This is a genomic window from Profundibacter sp. (assembly GCF_056498605.1).
On the sequence record NZ_JBSMEZ010000141.1, the window covers coordinates 1 to 16,378 of the forward strand.

Annotated in this window: 15 protein-coding genes; 8 read left to right on the forward strand and 7 right to left on the reverse strand. The window is 55.5% G+C overall.

Annotated elements, in window-relative coordinates:
* The first annotated feature begins 1,145 nt into the window (after positions 1-1,145).
* Both ssb and ACWB12_RS13990 read left to right on the forward strand, forming a co-directional pair.
* Positions 1,146-1,661: a single-stranded DNA-binding protein gene (gene ssb / locus ACWB12_RS13985; protein ID WP_479530708.1), complete on the forward strand. Its 516-nt coding sequence runs from the start codon at positions 1,146-1,148 to the stop codon at positions 1,659-1,661.
* Between the two features lie 20 nt (positions 1,662-1,681).
* Complete coding sequence (locus ACWB12_RS13990) at positions 1,682-2,365, forward strand: ceramidase domain-containing protein (RefSeq protein WP_479530709.1); 684 nt, start codon at positions 1,682-1,684, stop codon at positions 2,363-2,365.
* A 4-nt stretch (positions 2,366-2,369) separates the two neighbouring features.
* Here ACWB12_RS13990 and ACWB12_RS13995 read toward each other — a convergent pair whose 3' ends face one another.
* The 3 genes from ACWB12_RS13995 to ACWB12_RS14005 are packed head-to-tail and all read right to left on the reverse strand — an operon-like array spanning position 2,370 to position 4,575.
* Positions 2,370-2,894 (reverse strand): hypothetical protein, encoded by a 525-nt coding sequence (locus ACWB12_RS13995; RefSeq protein ID WP_479530710.1) that lies wholly within the window; start codon positions 2,892-2,894, stop codon positions 2,370-2,372.
* 21 nt (positions 2,895-2,915) lie between these two features.
* On the reverse strand, positions 2,916-4,028 hold the full coding sequence (gene aroB, locus ACWB12_RS14000; protein WP_479530711.1) for a 3-dehydroquinate synthase: 1,113 nt from the start codon (positions 4,026-4,028) through the stop codon (positions 2,916-2,918).
* Positions 4,021-4,575, reverse strand: a complete 555-nt coding sequence (locus tag ACWB12_RS14005) for a shikimate kinase (protein WP_479530722.1) — start codon at positions 4,573-4,575, stop codon at positions 4,021-4,023. The genes aroB and ACWB12_RS14005 overlap by 8 nt, the downstream gene beginning before the upstream one ends.
* Before the next feature lie 122 nt (positions 4,576-4,697).
* Between ACWB12_RS14005 and ACWB12_RS14010 the strand changes: the two genes are divergently transcribed.
* From ACWB12_RS14010 to ACWB12_RS14025, 4 genes are all read left to right on the forward strand, one after another.
* On the forward strand, positions 4,698-4,832 hold the full coding sequence (locus tag ACWB12_RS14010) for a hypothetical protein (RefSeq protein ID WP_479530712.1): 135 nt from the start codon (positions 4,698-4,700) through the stop codon (positions 4,830-4,832).
* A complete protein-coding gene (locus ACWB12_RS14015; protein ID WP_479530713.1) occupies positions 4,822-6,381 on the forward strand; it encodes a hypothetical protein in 1,560 nt (519 codons plus the stop codon). The genes ACWB12_RS14010 and ACWB12_RS14015 overlap by 11 nt, the downstream gene beginning before the upstream one ends.
* Positions 6,382-6,387: 6 nt before the next feature.
* On the forward strand, positions 6,388-7,317 hold the full coding sequence (locus ACWB12_RS14020; protein WP_479530714.1) for a site-specific tyrosine recombinase XerD: 930 nt from the start codon (positions 6,388-6,390) through the stop codon (positions 7,315-7,317).
* Between the two features lie 79 nt (positions 7,318-7,396).
* Positions 7,397-8,704, forward strand: a complete 1,308-nt coding sequence (locus ACWB12_RS14025) for an HlyC/CorC family transporter (RefSeq protein ID WP_479530715.1) — start codon at positions 7,397-7,399, stop codon at positions 8,702-8,704.
* A 255-nt stretch (positions 8,705-8,959) separates the two neighbouring features.
* Here the strand turns inward: ACWB12_RS14025 and ACWB12_RS14030 are convergent, their stop codons facing one another.
* Both ACWB12_RS14030 and ACWB12_RS14035 read right to left on the reverse strand, forming a co-directional pair.
* Entirely contained in the window at positions 8,960-9,718 is a 759-nt protein-coding gene (locus tag ACWB12_RS14030; protein WP_479530716.1) for an isocitrate lyase/PEP mutase family protein, read from the reverse strand.
* Between the two features lie 42 nt (positions 9,719-9,760).
* Positions 9,761-11,305 carry a helicase HerA-like domain-containing protein gene (locus tag ACWB12_RS14035; RefSeq protein ID WP_479530717.1) on the reverse strand — a complete coding sequence of 515 codons (1,545 nt, stop codon included), beginning with the start codon at positions 11,303-11,305 and terminating at the stop codon, positions 9,761-9,763.
* Between the two features lie 448 nt (positions 11,306-11,753).
* On the opposite strand from ACWB12_RS14035, the gene ACWB12_RS14040 reads away from it, so the two are divergent.
* On the forward strand, positions 11,754-12,419 hold the full coding sequence (locus tag ACWB12_RS14040; protein ID WP_479530718.1) for an invasion associated locus B family protein: 666 nt from the start codon (positions 11,754-11,756) through the stop codon (positions 12,417-12,419).
* A 76-nt stretch (positions 12,420-12,495) separates the two neighbouring features.
* Here ACWB12_RS14040 and lpxD read toward each other — a convergent pair whose 3' ends face one another.
* On the reverse strand, positions 12,496-13,578 hold the full coding sequence (lpxD, locus tag ACWB12_RS14045; protein WP_479530719.1) for a UDP-3-O-(3-hydroxymyristoyl)glucosamine N-acyltransferase: 1,083 nt from the start codon (positions 13,576-13,578) through the stop codon (positions 12,496-12,498).
* Between the two features lie 67 nt (positions 13,579-13,645).
* Entirely contained in the window at positions 13,646-15,262 is a 1,617-nt protein-coding gene (locus tag ACWB12_RS14050; protein WP_479530720.1) for a L,D-transpeptidase family protein, read from the reverse strand.
* Between the two features lie 325 nt (positions 15,263-15,587).
* Here ACWB12_RS14050 and mepK point away from each other — a divergent pair, with 325 nt between their 5' ends.
* Entirely contained in the window at positions 15,588-16,172 is a 585-nt protein-coding gene (mepK, locus tag ACWB12_RS14055; protein WP_479530721.1) for a peptidoglycan L,D-endopeptidase MepK, read from the forward strand.
* The last annotated feature ends 206 nt before the right edge of the window (positions 16,173-16,378 follow it).

The window sequence follows — 16,378 nt, forward strand, 5'->3', positions numbered from 1 at the left end:
ATCAGCACCAGTGACGCCAATCCCTCGATCACCAAATGCCACGAACCACTGAAGGTCGACCGACCCATCCAGTAAGCGTCATCCAGAACATCGCTAAGAAAAAACAGGGCACAAATACTTTGCACCAAGATCAACCCAATCAACGCCATGCTCTCTTTTGACCGTTTTCCTTTTTTCATAAATCGTTCCGCTCTCTGTCTGGAATGGTTTTATACCCAGCACTATCACTTTTACCAGACCGCCCCGACTTTCATGGATCACCGCCACAATATGCAAGATAACCGAAGCCCCGGCCCAAACAGCTGTCCCTTTGTGCATCTCCTCTATCCCATCGGCTCCTAAAACACATCCATGGTCATCATTCATCCTGTTATTCCGGTCAAAAAATTGATCGCAGCAGGTTATTGATCAACAGTGCGCCCAATGGCGAGTGACCCAGATGTGGTTTGTTACATCGGTTTGAAATATTGCCCTATTGCATTAAGCAGAGGCTGTATACGACGGGAAATTTTCAACGGCAGCAGAATGTTTCATATTAGCTTGAAGGTATCAAAAATATGATTATCACGCCCTAAACTAATGGAATATAAAGCCATTTATTCCCCATTTATACCACCTGATCTATAGCAGATGCTTTATAACCCAGGATAGAATGATCCTACTGGTGGGGGCTTGCTGGCAAGGCGCAATATAACGGCGTGCCGTGACGCCTTCTGGTGCCGCTCATGGCGGGGCGGGATATATGGACAGGCTCTGGTGTTTTTACCCTACGAAACGCTTCGTGTCCCTTCACCATATATCCCGCTTTCGCATTGCCTTCCTGCCTTTCCTTCCAAAAGCTTGATCATTACTGAACGCGAGACCAAAAGAAATATAGTCGCATGGTATTGGGGTTTCGCCCCAACATTTACAGCAGAATGACCTGTTTTATCAAATCCCACGGCATGTGACTTTCCATATCTGCCGAATTTTTTACGATTTGGGAAAGGCATCACATCACACTGAGATGCCGAAGAAATGGTATATATGACCCAATAATATTCAATTTTACGTCCGGCCCGGCACAAATTTACCTTTCCTTCACCATGTCAGGGTGGTGTAACACTCGTAAAACAACAATGACAGAATCGACGGGAGTATTTGCAATGGCGGGTTCGGTAAACAAAGTAATTCTGATTGGTAATCTGGGGGCAGACCCCGAGGTGCGCACTTTCCAGAACGGCGGCAAGGTGTGCAACCTGCGCATTGCCACCTCCGATACGTGGAAAGACAAAAACACCGGCGAGCGGCGCGAAAAGACCGAATGGCACACGGTGGCCATTTTTTCCGAAGGTCTGGTGCGTGTGGCAGAACAATATTTGAAAAAGGGTTCCAAGATTTATATCGAGGGTGCGTTGCAAACCCGCAAATGGCAGGACCAGTCGGGCAATGACCGTTATTCAACCGAAGTGGTTTTGCAGGGCTTTGGCAGCACGCTTGTGATGCTTGACGGACGCTCTGGCGGTGGTGGTGGCGGCGATTATGGCGGCGGCCAACAACAAGGCGGTTATGGTGGCGGTTCATCTGGCGGCGACTTTGGCGGAGGCGGCCAGCAGCAAGGTGGCGGTGGCCAGCAACAGGGCGGCGGCGGTGGCCAGATTGACGACGACATCCCGTTCTAGACCAATAAACCAAAACAGAAATGGAATGGTTCACAGCAATTGATCTCTATTGCGAACGGCTTGGCCCCGGATATTGGGCCGAGCCACTGAACGCACTGTCCAATCTAGCCTTTCCGCTTGCTGCTCTCTGGGGTTGGCGCACGGCGGCATTCCGCGGCAAGCTTGATAGCATCATGATCCTGCTTTGTGTGCTGGCGGCGGGCATTGGCATCGGATCATTCCTGTTCCACACCCACGCAAACCTGTGGTCCTCCTTTGCCGATGTGATCCCTATCTGGAGCTTTGTTGCCCTCTACGTTGTGGTCGCGGTGATCCGGATGACAGGAAAATCCCCGATGCGGGTCGGCGGTATCGCGGCAGGTGTGATGGCAGTGATTGTCGGCATCGTTTGGATCATGGCCTCGGGCAGCGCCACGCAGGTTGATGCATCGCCCGATCCGCTGAACGGCTCCAGTCAATACGCACCTGCCCTGATCGCGCTGTGGATTTTCGCCATCCTGACCCTGCGGCGCAAACACGCGATTGCGTCGTGGATCGTCAGCGCGGCCCTGATGTTCACCTTGTCGCTGCTGGCTCGAACCGTTGATTTACACCTGTGCGGCGTGTGGCCCATCGGCACGCATTTCCTGTGGCATTTGCTTAACGGCGCGATGATTGCTTTGTTATTACAAGGCCTTGTCCGGATAGACCGGGTTGTGCGCTAACGTCTTATTCCACCTTCGGGCAGACACCCAGTCCCGCTGGGTACAAGCGGTAATGAAAGAACGGCCCAGACCCGATTGTGTATGAGTGGCGCGCTTCATCAAGATAAAACATGTAATGATCTCCCGGATCATCCACATAGCCAATATCTTCACCAATATCGGATAAAAATGTATTTCGGGTTTTGATAACGATGCTACCGTCGCTTCGTTCTTCAATCCAAAGCTGACTATCGGCTTCAAATGTAGCACAGCTTGGCGCATACTCAGCCGTGCCCACATTTTCGTAGCAGCTAAACCAAAGATAGCCGGATTGCCCCGCGCGGTTGGTCCCGCTCAAGGTTACCGATTTGCCTTCTGCATCAATCTTTAGTGCAAGGGTTTTGACATTTTGCTTTGGCTGGTTGCGCAGGTGTGCGGCCGTGTAGGTGCGGGTATAGCACTGGCTTAAATCCTCCAGCGTAACGGCCCACACAGGGCTACACAGCGCCCCAACCATTACAGTGATCATCAACAATTTACGCTTGGTCAAATCCAGACTCCTGCCAACATACTACCGCGCCGACAATGCCTCGGCCAACACTGTTTTCACCACGCCCACATCCACATCAGCCGTAACAAACGCCTGCCCGATACCGCGCACCATGATGTAGTTGATCGTGCCATCCATCACCTTTTTGTCCTGCCCCATCAGGGCAATCAGTGCCTCTGCATCCGGTAGATCACCTGAAATATCGGCCAGATCAACCTTCATCCCCATGGCGCGTAAATGGGCACGCACGCGGCTTGGGTCTTCTTGGCTGCACAGGCCCAACCGTGCCGATACCTCAAACGCCAAAGCACAGCCAATCGCCACGCCTTCGCCGTGCAACAGGCGGTCGGAATACCCTGTCGCGGCCTCTAGCGCGTGGCAAAATGTGTGACCAAGGTTTAACAGCGCACGGTCACCTTGCTCGGTTTCATCGCGCGAGACAATGTCGGCTTTGGCTTGGCAAGAGCGGCGCACGGCCTCGGCCCGCAAGCCCATGTCGCCCGCAGCCAACGCAGGGCCGTTCACCTCGAGCCACTCGAAAAATCCGAGATCGCCCAACATGCCGTATTTCACCACCTCGCCATATCCCGCTAGAAAATCGCGCGGGGTCAGGGTGCCCAAAACGCCGATATCGGCAAGCACCAAGGAGGGTTGATGAAACGCGCCGATCAGGTTTTTACCTTGGGGCGCATTGATACCGGTCTTGCCGCCAACCGAACTATCGACTTGCGCCAACAGGGACGTCGGTATCTGCACGAACCGCACACCACGGCGCAACACCGCAGCGGCAAAGCCGACCAGATCACCGACCACCCCGCCGCCAAAAGCCACAACCACATCGCGCCGCTCGACCTTTTGCTCCAGCAGCCATTCCACTGTGCGGCTAAACGGATGCCAGCTTTTGGTGGCTTCGCCTGCAGGCAACACCAGCGACACCATTTCAATGCCTGCCGCCGCCAAACCGTCACGCAGGCGATCCAGGTGCAGCGCCGCTACGTTTTCATCGCTCACCACAGCCACGCGCGGACGCACCAACAGCGGCGCAATCTCGGCCCCTGCCCGCCCAATCAATCCGTCACCGATCCGGATGTCATAAGACCGGTCTCCAAGCTCCACACGTAGCATTTCAACCATTTTGATCAGTCTCCATAACATCGGGGCAGGCTTTCAAGGCATCCATGACGGCCTCCGCCATATCCTCGATTGAATAATTCGGGTCGCATTTCACCGTCAACGTGGCCTTTGCATATAGCGGCTCGCGGGCCTCGCATAATTCACGCAGGGTTTCGCGAGGGTTGTCTGTTTGCAGCAGCGGGCGGGTGGTTTTGTGCCGCACCCGCGCCCACAGTAAGTCCAGATCGGCCCGCAGCCAGACCGCCACCCCCTTATCGGCAATCACCGCGCGGTTTTGCTCTGCCAGAAATGCGCCGCCACCGGTGGACAGAATGCCGACCTGCTCATTCATCAAGCGGGCAATCACCTCGGCCTCGCGCGCCCGAAAGAAGGCTTCACCATCGCGTGCGAAAATCCCGGCGATGGACCGGTTGGCAGCTTTGACAATCGCCTCGTCTGAATCCAGAAACGGCACATCCAAACGCGTGGCCAATGCCTTGCCCACCGCCGTTTTGCCAGCCCCCATCATGCCCACCAGCACAACTGTCTTTTTCAAAGTGGCCTCCAAACCGGCCATCCCCCGCTTAATTTCACATTTATTGCATTCAATGGCGTGAAATTATCCAAAAGGCCATATATAAATACAGCAAGCCTTATCAAAAGGCAGCAAAACAAAAAGGCAGATACGTAATGGGGCGACTATTAAAAGCACTTGTTTTTCTAGTTTTACTGGGCTTTATAGCCCTGACAGGGTATGCGTATCTGGGGGATTTGTCCCCCGTAGTAACAGAGGTTAGTCAGCCGGTAACACTGGATGTCGAGTAAACAGTTTCATATTATTTCAGCCATCCTGATTGGCGGGCTGAGTGGCTGGGGCGTATCTGCCACCGCCCAAGAGCCGTTATCGGCGATTGATTGGCTGTCCGATACGGTGGCCACGCCTGTGGTATTGCAACCTCCGTCCATACCTACCACACCTGAAACCGCCGTGACCCACAGTGCCTCGGTCGAGGATATAACCGTCACCACGCTGGACGGGCCAACCCCTGATGCGGTCGGGTTGCTACCGGTTTCCGTCACCGGACTGCCGCGCGGGTTCTGGGGGGGCACTCCGAGCGAGGAACTGGCACGCCTGATCCGCGGCCAAGCCCCGCAATCGCTGCCTGCGATGCAGGATTTGTTGCAAATGATCTTGCTGGCCGAACTGGATGCGCCGGCGGATGCCGACGGCACTGGTGCACTGTTTCTGGCACGGATCGACAAATTGCTGGACATGGGCACGCTGGAGCAAGCGCAAGCCTTGCTGGTGCGCGCCGGCCCACACACGCCCGATCTGTTTCGCCGCTGGTTTGATGTGGCCCTGCTGACCGGCGCTGAAGATGCGGCCTGTGATACCCTGCGCACCAACGCCGATATCGCCCCGACCTTTCCGGCGCGGATATTTTGTCTGGCCCGTAATGGCGACTGGAATGCCGCTGCCGTGACGCTGGAAACCGCCAAAGTGCTGGGCTACATCACGCCTGCGGAAGACGCGTTGCTGGCGCGGTTCCTTGACCCCGAACTGTCCGAAGGCACCGCCCCGCTGCCAATGCCAAAACAGGTCACGCCGCTAATTTACAAAATGCGCGAGGCCATCGGAGAAGCAATCCCGACACCCGCCCTGCCGCGGGCCTTTGCCAATGCCGATCTACGCTCCAATACCGGCTGGAAAGCCCAGATTGAGGCCGCCGAACGGCTGGCCATTACCGGTGCGATTGATGAAAACCAACTGCTGGGTATCTATACCGAGCGTCTACCTGCGGCCTCCGGCGGGGTGTGGGAGCGGGTCGATGCGGTGCAGGCGTTTGACACGGCCTATAGCGCAGGCGATCCGGGGGCGGTGGCCAAGGCCCTACCCACCGTGTGGGACGAGATGAAAAAGGCACAACTAGAAGTGCCGTTTGCCGCCCTTTACGGCGAAGGTCTGGCAAAGTTACCGCTGGACGCGGACGCCGCATCGCTGGCCTATCTGGTCGGGCTGTTGTCCGAGGATTACGAAAAAGTCACCAGCAAATATTCCCCGACATCGCCAGCCGAGAAATTCCTTGCGGCCCTTGCGCAGGGCGATTTGACCGATGTTGATGCCCCCAACGGTAAGGCCCGCGCCATCAAGGCGGCCTTTACCACCACCGCCACACCGCAGCAGTTCGCCCCTTTGCTGGAAGATGACAAGCTGGGCGAGGCAATATTGCGCGCCATCAGCCTGTTCAACCAAGGCACCGGTGGTGATTTGGAAAATATCCGCAAGGCGTTGATATTGCTACGCTCTGTCGGGTTGGAAGACACCGCGCGGCGTGCCGCATTGCAACTGATGCTGCTGGATCGGCGGGGGTAAACCCTGATGGATATGCAGCACTGGATCAGCACCTATCTGGACGCGCAGGTGGCCGAAATGGATGCCGCTGCCAACACCCAGTCCGCCTACGCCCGCGACCTGCTGGATTTTGCCGGATGGCTGGCTGGCAAGGGGCAGGATTTCACCGCCGTGACGCGGGGAGAAGTCGAGGGATATCTGATTCATTGTGCAGCACAGGGATTGGCGCAATCCACACGGGCACGGCGGCTATCATCAATCAAGGGGCTGTATCGCTTTGCCTTTGAAGAGGGCTGGCGCGACGACAATCCAGCAATCCAGATCAAGGGACCGGGGCGTGCCAAAAGCCTGCCCAAAACCCTGAGCATTGAAGAGGTCGAGCACCTGCTGGCCGCCGCCCGCACTCATGGCCGCAGCAAGGTCGACCAGCAGCGCAACACCTGTCTGATGGAGCTGCTTTATGCCACCGGCATGCGGGTGACCGAACTGGTGTCTCTGCCAATCACCGCAACCCGTGGTGATCCACGGATGATATTGGTGCGCGGCAAGGGCGGCAAGGAACGCATGGTGCCCCTGTCACCCCCTGCCCGCAGCGCACTGGTCGTATGGATCAAACTGCGTGACAAACAGGACGAAGCAGATCGTGTTAAAGGCAAACCTGCCAGCCGCTTCCTGTTCCCGTCGCGCGGTAAACTGGGTCATCTGACCCGCCACCGGTTCTATATGCTGATCAAGGAATTGGCTGTGGATGGCGGGGTTATGCCAAGCAAAGTCACCCCCCACACCCTGCGCCATGCCTTCGCTACCCATCTGTTGGCCAATGGCGCTGATTTGCGGTCAATCCAGACATTGCTGGGCCACGCCGATATTTCCACCACCGAGATTTACACCCATGTGCTAGAGGAACGGCTGAAGGAACTGGTGTTGCAGCATCATCCGCTTGCTACTCAAGAGTAATCGGCTCCCCTTGATCCGCCCCCTTGCAAGCCTCATAAGGGATAAAATTCTTTAACCCGCCTTAAACCCCGAGAGAACAATGCCCGACACGACTCCATTTCTTGACACTGCCTTCTGGATCACATCAGGCTTTATCGCCCTGTTGCTGCTGTTATCCGCGTTCTTTTCCGGATCGGAAACCGCGCTGACGGCTGCATCGCGTGGCAAGTTGCGGGCGCAGGCCGACAAGGGCAGCAAAGGCGCCAAATGCGCACTGGATGTGACCGAGGACACAGAGCGGCTGATCGGGGCAGTTCTGCTGGGCAACAATCTGGTGAATATTCTGGCCGCCGCCCTGGCCACCGCCATGTTCACCCGCCTGTTTGGCGAAAGCGGCGTGGCACTGGCCACGTTGCTGATGACCCTCCTTGTGCTGGTGTTCGCCGAAGTGCTGCCCAAAACCTATGCGATCACCAACCCCGAAGTTGCCGCAGCAAGGGTTTCACCAATTATCAAACTGGTGATCATTGTGTTTTCGCCCATCGTCGCCGCAATCCGTTGGTTCGTGCGCATCATGCTACGGGCCTTTGGCGTCAAGGTGGATGCCGACAGTCAAATGCTGGCCGTGCGCGAGGAAATCGCAGGCGCTATTTCGCTGGGCCATTCCGAGGGGATCGTCCAGAAAGAAGACCGCGACCGGATATTGGGTGCGCTTGATCTGAATGAGCGCACGGTCGAGGAAATCATGCTGCACAGATCCAACATCGAGATGATCGATGTTGGGGATGACCCGCAATCCGTGCTGGCACAATGTCTGGATTCGGCCCACACCCGCCTGCCGCTGTTTCGTGATGACCCTGATAACATTGTTGGTGTGATCCACGCCAAAGACCTGTTGCGCGCGATGCACGAATTGATGCGTGGCGCAGATGCATCCTTTGACAAACTGCAAGAGTTTGACGTGATGCAAGTGGCCAAAAAACCCTATTTTGTGCCCGAGACCACAACGCTGGACGACCAGATGCGCCAGTTTTTGCATCGCCACGCGCATTTCGCGCTGGTGGTGGATGAATACGGCTCAATACAGGGGTTGATCACGCTTGAGGATATTCTGGAAGAGATTGTCGGCGAGATTACCGACGAATTTGACAGGGACGACGAGCCGACCATTGGTCAGGCGGACGATGGGCAATTTGTGGTTGAAGGCGCCATGACCATTCGTGACCTGAACCGCGCCACTGACTGGAACCTGCCCGACGAAGAGGCAATCACGGTCGCCGGTTTGGTAATGCACGAATCCCAGATGATCCCGTCTGTGGGTCAGGTGTTTTCATTCCACGGTTTTAGGTTTGAGGTGTTAGGGCGGCACGCCAACCGGATTACGAAGTTGAAGATCAAACCGTTGTAGAGGATGGGCCGCTAGAGTTTTCATCGCCCTCTTGGGCGCACCGTCCAGATCGCAATCCCTAACGACAAAATCCCGAGCATCAGCCAAATCGGACCTGTTTGTTCAACAAAAACAATACCGGTATCGCTGTCAAAACATCGGCCCAGTTCGTTAAAACATTCTCGCCATATGAAATACTAGGTGTAATATGCGTAGAAAAAGAAAGCCGCTGTGCAGATGGCAATCGCGGCTTTCACTTTTCTGAATATGTGGGGGCTACCGATAGTCAATTGCTGCCCTTGCCATGCCCTCAAACCATGCCGCCATCTTCTTATATGGCACTGGGCCGTGGCTGATGCGGGCCACACCCAGATCGGCCAAAACCGAGGCCGATGGCGCGTGGGGTAACGCAAGGATGTTGACCGGCAGCGGGCAGTCGGCACAAAGCTGTTTGATCAGCGCCTCATCCGTCAAAGCAGGCGCAAAGAACCCGTCACCCCCTGCCCTAGCATAAGCATGCGCACGGGTTAATGCCTCGTCCAGCAGGTCCGCATGATCCTCGGGTTTGGCCTTTAGAAACAGGTCGGTGCGGGCGTTGATAAAGATGTTACTGCCCGCCTGATCCGCCCCGTCACGGGCCGCCGCTACCCGTGCTGTTTGCACGTCAATATCATGCAACCCGCCACCGCCAACGATCTGGTCCTCGAAGTTGAACCCAACAGCACCCGTCTGAGCCACCTGCACGACCGTGTCCTTTACCCCCTTTGGGGCCATGCTATAAGCGCCTTCGATGTCGGACGACACTGGCAGGTCAACCGCTGCCACGATGCGACGCAGGTTTTCCAGCATCAACTCCAGTGGAATTTTTTCGCCATCCTCAAAGCCTTGCGCTGCGGCCACCGGCCAACTGCCCGTGGCAATCGCCTTGGCGCCGGCGGATTGCACAATTGCCGCTGTGCCGGCGTCCCAGACGTTAAACAACACGACTGGATCGGATTTTACATGTAGCGATTTGAACGTTTCAGCTTGTGTCATGTCATACCTCTTTTGCGGCTTAACGCCCTGTCCTCATTCAGGCTAACGCCCCTTGAAAAACCCGCCCAGAATCCCGCGCACAATGCGCTTGCCGGTGGTGCCCTTCAGCTCTTTCAAAATCACATTCCCAATCGCGCCGCCCCAACTGGCATCTTTGCGGGTTTTGCGTGAAGTAGAGCGTTCAACCCGCGCGCCCGTATAGCGCCGTCCGGCCTTGTATTCACGCAACGCCAGATCGGCCTCTTCCTCGGCCCGCTCGCTTTCTTCGGCAGCTGTCGCCGCATCATTGGCCCGTTTGCGTAACATCTCGAACGCCGATTGGCGGTCCAGCTTTGTCTCGTATTTTCCGGCCACGGGCGATGCGGCAATCACCGCGCGACGCTCGGCTTTGCTGATTGGCCCCAATTGCGAGGATGGTGGCCGGATCAAGGTGCGTTCGACCACGCCGGGCACACCTTTACGCGCCAACATCGAGGTCACAGCCTCGCCCACACCAACCTCGCGGATCGCCTCTTCGGTGGAAAACCGCGGGTTGTCGCGGTAAGTTTCTGCCGCATGCATCAGTTGCTTGCGATCCCGCGCAGTATAGGCCCGCAGCGCGTGTTGCACACGGTTGCCCAACTGGCCCAGAATATCCTCGGGAATGTCGCGCGGATTTTGAGTGACGAAATACACCCCGACCCCTTTGGACCGGATCAGGCGGGCGACCTGCTCGACCTTGTCGATCATCGGCTTGGGTGCCCCGTCAAACAGCAGGTGGGCCTCGTCAAAGAACAGCACCAGCTTGGGTTTGTCAGGGTCACCGACCTCGGGCAATTCCTCGAACAATTCGCTAAGCAGCCAGATAAGAAAGGTCGCGTATAGTTTCGGTGCCGCCATCAGGCTGTCAGACGCCAGAATGTTGATACGCCCGCGCCCGTCTGGGTCAACGGTCATCATATCGGCCAGTTCCAGTGCCGGCTCACCAAACAGGTTGGCCCCGCCCTGATTTTCCAGCACCAGCAAACGGCGCTGGATGGTGCCGACGGATGCAGGTGACACATTGCCATAGCGCAGGGATAATTCCTTGCCGTTTTGCCCGACCCAGACCAGCAACGCCTGCAAATCCGCAAGGTCCAGCAGCGGCAAACCTTGTTCATCCGACACACGGAAGGCGATGTTCAGCACGCCCTCTTGCGCTTCGGACAGCTCCAACAAACGCGAGATCAGCAGCGGGCCCATTTCGGCCACGGTGGTGCGGATCGGATGGCCGGATTTACCGAACAAATCCCAGAACGTCACCGGAAACGCATTATAGGTGTAATCGTCAAAGCCGATTTTGGCGGCGCGGCTGGTGAAGGCATCATGCAATTTGAATGTATTTGACCCCGCCACAGCCAGCCCAGACAAATCGCCCTTCACATCCGACATAAACACCGGAACACCTGAGGCCGACAGTTCTTCGGCCAGAATTTGCAGGGTCACGGTTTTACCCGTCCCCGTCGCCCCCGCAATCAGCCCGTGGCGGTTGGCGTATTTCAACTGCATTTCCTGTGGATCGCCGTAATCAACACCGCCACCACCAATAAATATCCGATCTTCACTCACTGCGAATTCCCCCGCTTTATCGTATTTCTTCTTTTTTCTTACAGATGAAAATACAATGTTAATCATTTTACGCCAGACTTAGATTACGTTCAGACGTTAAGTCCTCTTTCGTTTGGACATACTTCCTCCCTGTTAGACTGGCCGCACTCTTGTAGTGCGGCCTTTTTTTGTTAAAGGCCTGACGGTAAGGCTGGATCACAAATCATTATAAAAGTTGACGCCTGCGGCAAAACGCCGTAGCTTGTCTTCAATAATAAGTCGGCCAGTCCGACGGGGAGCACTTCAATAGGAAAAGGGTCTGTTTTCAGGCCCTTTTCTTTTTTGGTTTGTTACCATCTTGGCAATATTTTGCCCAAAGATAAAAATACCGCCAAAAATGCGGCCTGACTCTTCTTTTATGACGTGTTAGACGGCAATAGACGCGACAGCAGATAATGGAACCAAACATATGTCCTACCTACAAAAATTTTGCACTCTTGCCTTGATTCTGACCTTTAGTGGGGCGGCGGTTGCACAAGAAACTACAACACCCAGTATACAAAGCGAAACCGAAACAACCAACGGCGAGCAAACAACGACAGAAACTGACTCGCAAGCCCCTGCCGTTGCCACTGAGGTCGAAAGATCAATGGGTGTGGATGTTAACGCCGAAAACGGCGTTGGCACGGTCTATGTAAAAGAAGCATATGGCGACTGGGAATTACAGTGCTTTCGTGTGCCCGAAGGCGAACATGAGCCATGCCAATTGTATCAGTTGTTAAAGGATGAGAATGGAAATGGTGTTGCCGAAGTCAACTTCATTAGCCTTCCCGATGGCCAGCAGGCCGCCGCCGGTGCAACAATTGTGACACCGCTTGAAACGCTGCTGACACAGCAGTTGACGCTGGCAATTGATGGCGGCCCGACCAAACGCTACCCGTTTACATGGTGTGGCGCCGCTGGCTGTTATTCCCGTATCGGGTTTTCAAATGCGGATGTGGCTTCTTTCAAACGCGGCGCAACCGCCAAAATAACGGTTGTGCCTGTGGCTGCGCCAGACCAGAAGGTGGTTGTGACAATGTCGCTGACCGGTTTCACCGATGGGTATAACGCTGTTTTGGCAGCCAACAAGTAAATGAAATCTAACGATCCAATTCTTAAGTGTCGCCCATAATCGGGCGGCACTTTTTTATTCAAACATTTGAATTGGATCAGTCCTTGCGCGTCCACCCCGCCTTTAGCTCGGCCACCTGTTTGGCAAGGCGCGGCAAGCGGCGCAGTGCTTTTTGCATCTCGACGTGGCTTTCCATTTTTACAGCGGGCGAGCCCAACAAAATCCGCCCCGCTGGGGCATTGGTAAATATCTTGGTTGCCCCGCCCGCGACCACATCATCGCCAACAAAAATGTTGTCCGACACACCGCATTGCCCTGCCATCACCACTCGGTCGCCAATGTTTGACGATCCAGCAATGCCGACCTGCCCGCACAGCAGGCAATCCTCGCCCACTTGCACATTGTGGCCAATATGGACCTGATTATCCAGCTTGGTGCCGCGCCCGATGCGCGTTGCACGGATGGTGCCCCGATCAATGGTAACATTGGCGCCGGTTTCCACATCATCGCCGATTTCAACCGCGCCCAGCGAATGGATGCGGGTCCAGCTTTGGGCGCTGGCCTGAACATCTTTGCCCAGATTTTCGCGCGCCATTTCAACGGTGGATTTTTCCGGCGTGACGAATGAAAACCCGTCCGCGCCGACTACCCCGCCGGGTTGCGCAATAAACCGGTCGCCTATTACTACACGCGCCCCGATCCTGACCCCCTGAAGCAGCAGCGCATCATCACCGATCACGGCCCCTTCGGCCACGCTGACGTGGCTGGCAATCCGCGCCCGTGCGCCAATCACAGCGCCGCGGCCGATCACCACAAAGGGGCCAAGCGCAGCCCCCTCGCCGATCACAGCATCCTTATGGATAATCGCCGTTGCGTGGATGCCCGCCTCGATCTCGGGGCCTGAATCCATCAGCGCGGTGAGCCCCGACATCGCATAGCGCGGGCGCGGCACAAAAATTGCGGCCTCTAGCCCCAGCGCCTGCCAATCGGCCCCGTCCCACAGGATCGCGGCGCGGGCCTGCCCCACGGCCAACCCATCGGCATATTTAGCATCCATCGCCAAGGCCAGATCATCCGGCCCTGCACTCGCCGGTTCGGATGCGCCCTGTATCAAGACGTCAACAGCGCCAACGGCTTTTGCCCCCAGCGCTGTTGCTATTTCTGAAACTGTATAGCCCATCATGGCCCCCAACATTATGAGTGAGTTATGTTTAACCTTAAACGCAAATCACTTTGTTGGGTTGGTTTTACCCGCCAATCGAGCGCAGCACCACCCCGGCCTTGGTCAGGGCGTTGAATATCTTGGCGTCCCGTCCATAAACGTCACGGCGATACTCCATTCCGCCTTTTGGTTTGCTGATTGCAGTGCGGTAAATCAGGTGTACTGGTACCGGTTCCTTCAGATCAACCCGCGTTTCGCGGCCTGTCTTTAGCTTGGCCTGAAAGAATTCCTGCGGGTTGGCCATTTGTTTGGACAACAGTGCATAGGCAAAATCAAACGGTTGTTGCAGCCGGATACAGCCGTGGCTGAACGCACGCACATTGCGGGCAAACAGGTTTTTCGACGGAGTATCATGCAAGTAGATGTTATATCTATTCGGGAACATGAATTTCACCAGACCCAGCGCATTCCCACGGCTCGGTGGCTGCTTCAGGTTAAAGGGAAATGTTTGCGCATTATATTGTGCAAAATTCACCGACCCACGGCTCACTGTGCGGCCACGCGAATCGACGACACGCAAATGACCAACTGCATTAGGATTCCGTTTCAACAGTGGCAGGTATTCTTTTACAGTGATTGAGCGCGGCACATTCCATGTCGGGTTGATGATCATAAACTCCATCACATCGGAAAATTCCGGCGTGCGGCGATCACCCTCGTTTTTACCCACAACCGAACGGGTCACGAATGTCACCTTGCCGTTGTCGATGATTTTTGCGGTGAAATCCGTCAAATTGACCAAGATGTGCCGCTTGCCTCGATCCTGATTGAACCAGCGTTCCCGCTCCATCGCAACGATGATCGATTGCAGGCGATATTGCGCTGATTTATTAATCTCGGACACTGTGCTTTTGCCGGCAACGCCATCCGTTGGCAGGCCGTGGTCAAGTTGAAACAGCTGCACCGCTTTTTGCATCTTCGCGTCATAGGATTGCGAGGCCGAGCGTTTCAGATACCCCATCGCGATCAAACGGTTGCGCAGAGCAACCACATGGCCGCCACCGGCACCAACCTTAAGCGAGGCAACCCCGACTTTTGGGCCAAACCCACCACGCCCAAGCAGTTTCTCAAGCCGCAGCTTCTCCTTCATCAGACGCACATATTCCGGTGTTTTCGGAGCCAGCTGTTTCAGAAACCCCTTCGGTGAGCTTTTCTCGAACGCGATCAGCGTTTGCAGCCGGTTCCAGCGCCGAACTTCGCGCACCATACCGCTGTCGATTTTGCGCGGGTTCACAACGCCAGAACGGATGTCGTCGGCATATTGCAGGAATATTCGGCTCATCTCGACTTCCAAGCGGCCACGGTCGCGCCCCGTCCGCGAGGCTTTCAGGTTGGCCGCAATAACCGCCGGATCATACCGGTTGACCGGCAATCCATGGCTGGAAGCCTTGCGAAGAGCCGCCAACAGCGCCTTGCGGCGTTGGCCATCTTTGCCCAAACGGCCAGTCCAGATCGATTTGTAATTGCGGGCCTTGTAGAATTCGGCCAGCGCCGCATCCTTTGCTGCCGCCTCGGCGACCGCTTGTTTATAGGCCGTAACCTGCGCATTTGCAGGGCCCCCCGCCAATGCAAGCGTGATCGATACGGCCAAAGCCGCGACAAAGCTGTGCACATTACGCATTTGAAAAAGCGCGCTATTCATCTTGAACCCCTAAACAGTTTTATTACCCATGGACTTAATGACGCATACAATCGTTAATTTTTCGGCCCAAGTCCATTCACTTTCGCATTAGATCACCACAAAATGTCGTGGTGAGGCATGATTGCCCCCCCAATATTCAGCGTTTCCACAACACAAACACAATTTCAGCAATAAATTGCCGATTTTACTTGTTTGAAAGACTTATCGACAATCCTGACTTGGTGATTGATTCGATATGTGTAATAAGACCCCAACATCTGGGGATGTAATGGCATGTAACCGCATATAAATGCGGACGCAACGCTACGGGACAGGCGATAAGACGATGATGAACGATATGAATACGGGCAGTAAAAAATCCTTGATCACGCGACGCGGTGTTTTGCGGGCTTTTGCCGCAACCACAATCGTGGCCGCTCCTTCCTACGCCAATGCCGCAGGTTTTCTGCGCGGGGGGGGCGATATTCGCCGCCTGCGCATGTATAACGGCCGCACCGGTGAAAATATGGATACGATCTACTGGATCGAAGGCAAATACATCAAGGACGCGGTCAAAGAAATCAATTATTTCATGCGCGACTGGCGCGAAGATTTGACCAAAAACATGGATATCCGCAATTTCGATATCATGGCGGCGGCCCACAATCTGATGGATGTGACTGAGCCTTATACACTGTTGTCCGGTTATCGTTCGCCAAAAACCAACGCGATGTTGCGCTCGCGCTCGCGCGGGGTTGCCAAGAACTCGCTGCATATGAAGGGTCAGGCTGGGGATTTGCGTTTGAAATCCCGCTCGGTCAACCAGATGTTCAAAGCTGGGCTGTCTTGTGGTGGCGGTGGTGTTGGCAAATATTCCCGCTCCAACTTTGTGCATATGGATTGCGGTCAGGTTCGCAGCTGGGGCAGCTAGGTTCCCGATCAAATAACGATTCTGATTACATGGCGCGGCTTTTAGCTGCGCTTTGTTGTTTTCGGACGTTGGTCATCCCGCCCCATCGCAATCAATACCGGATTATCTGACTGGCGCAATTGAAACGCCGCCTTGTCGCCAACCCCGTGCCAGTCAATCCCGATCAGGGATTGCGCAATGGCACCGCCCAGCGTGGCACCCGGGCC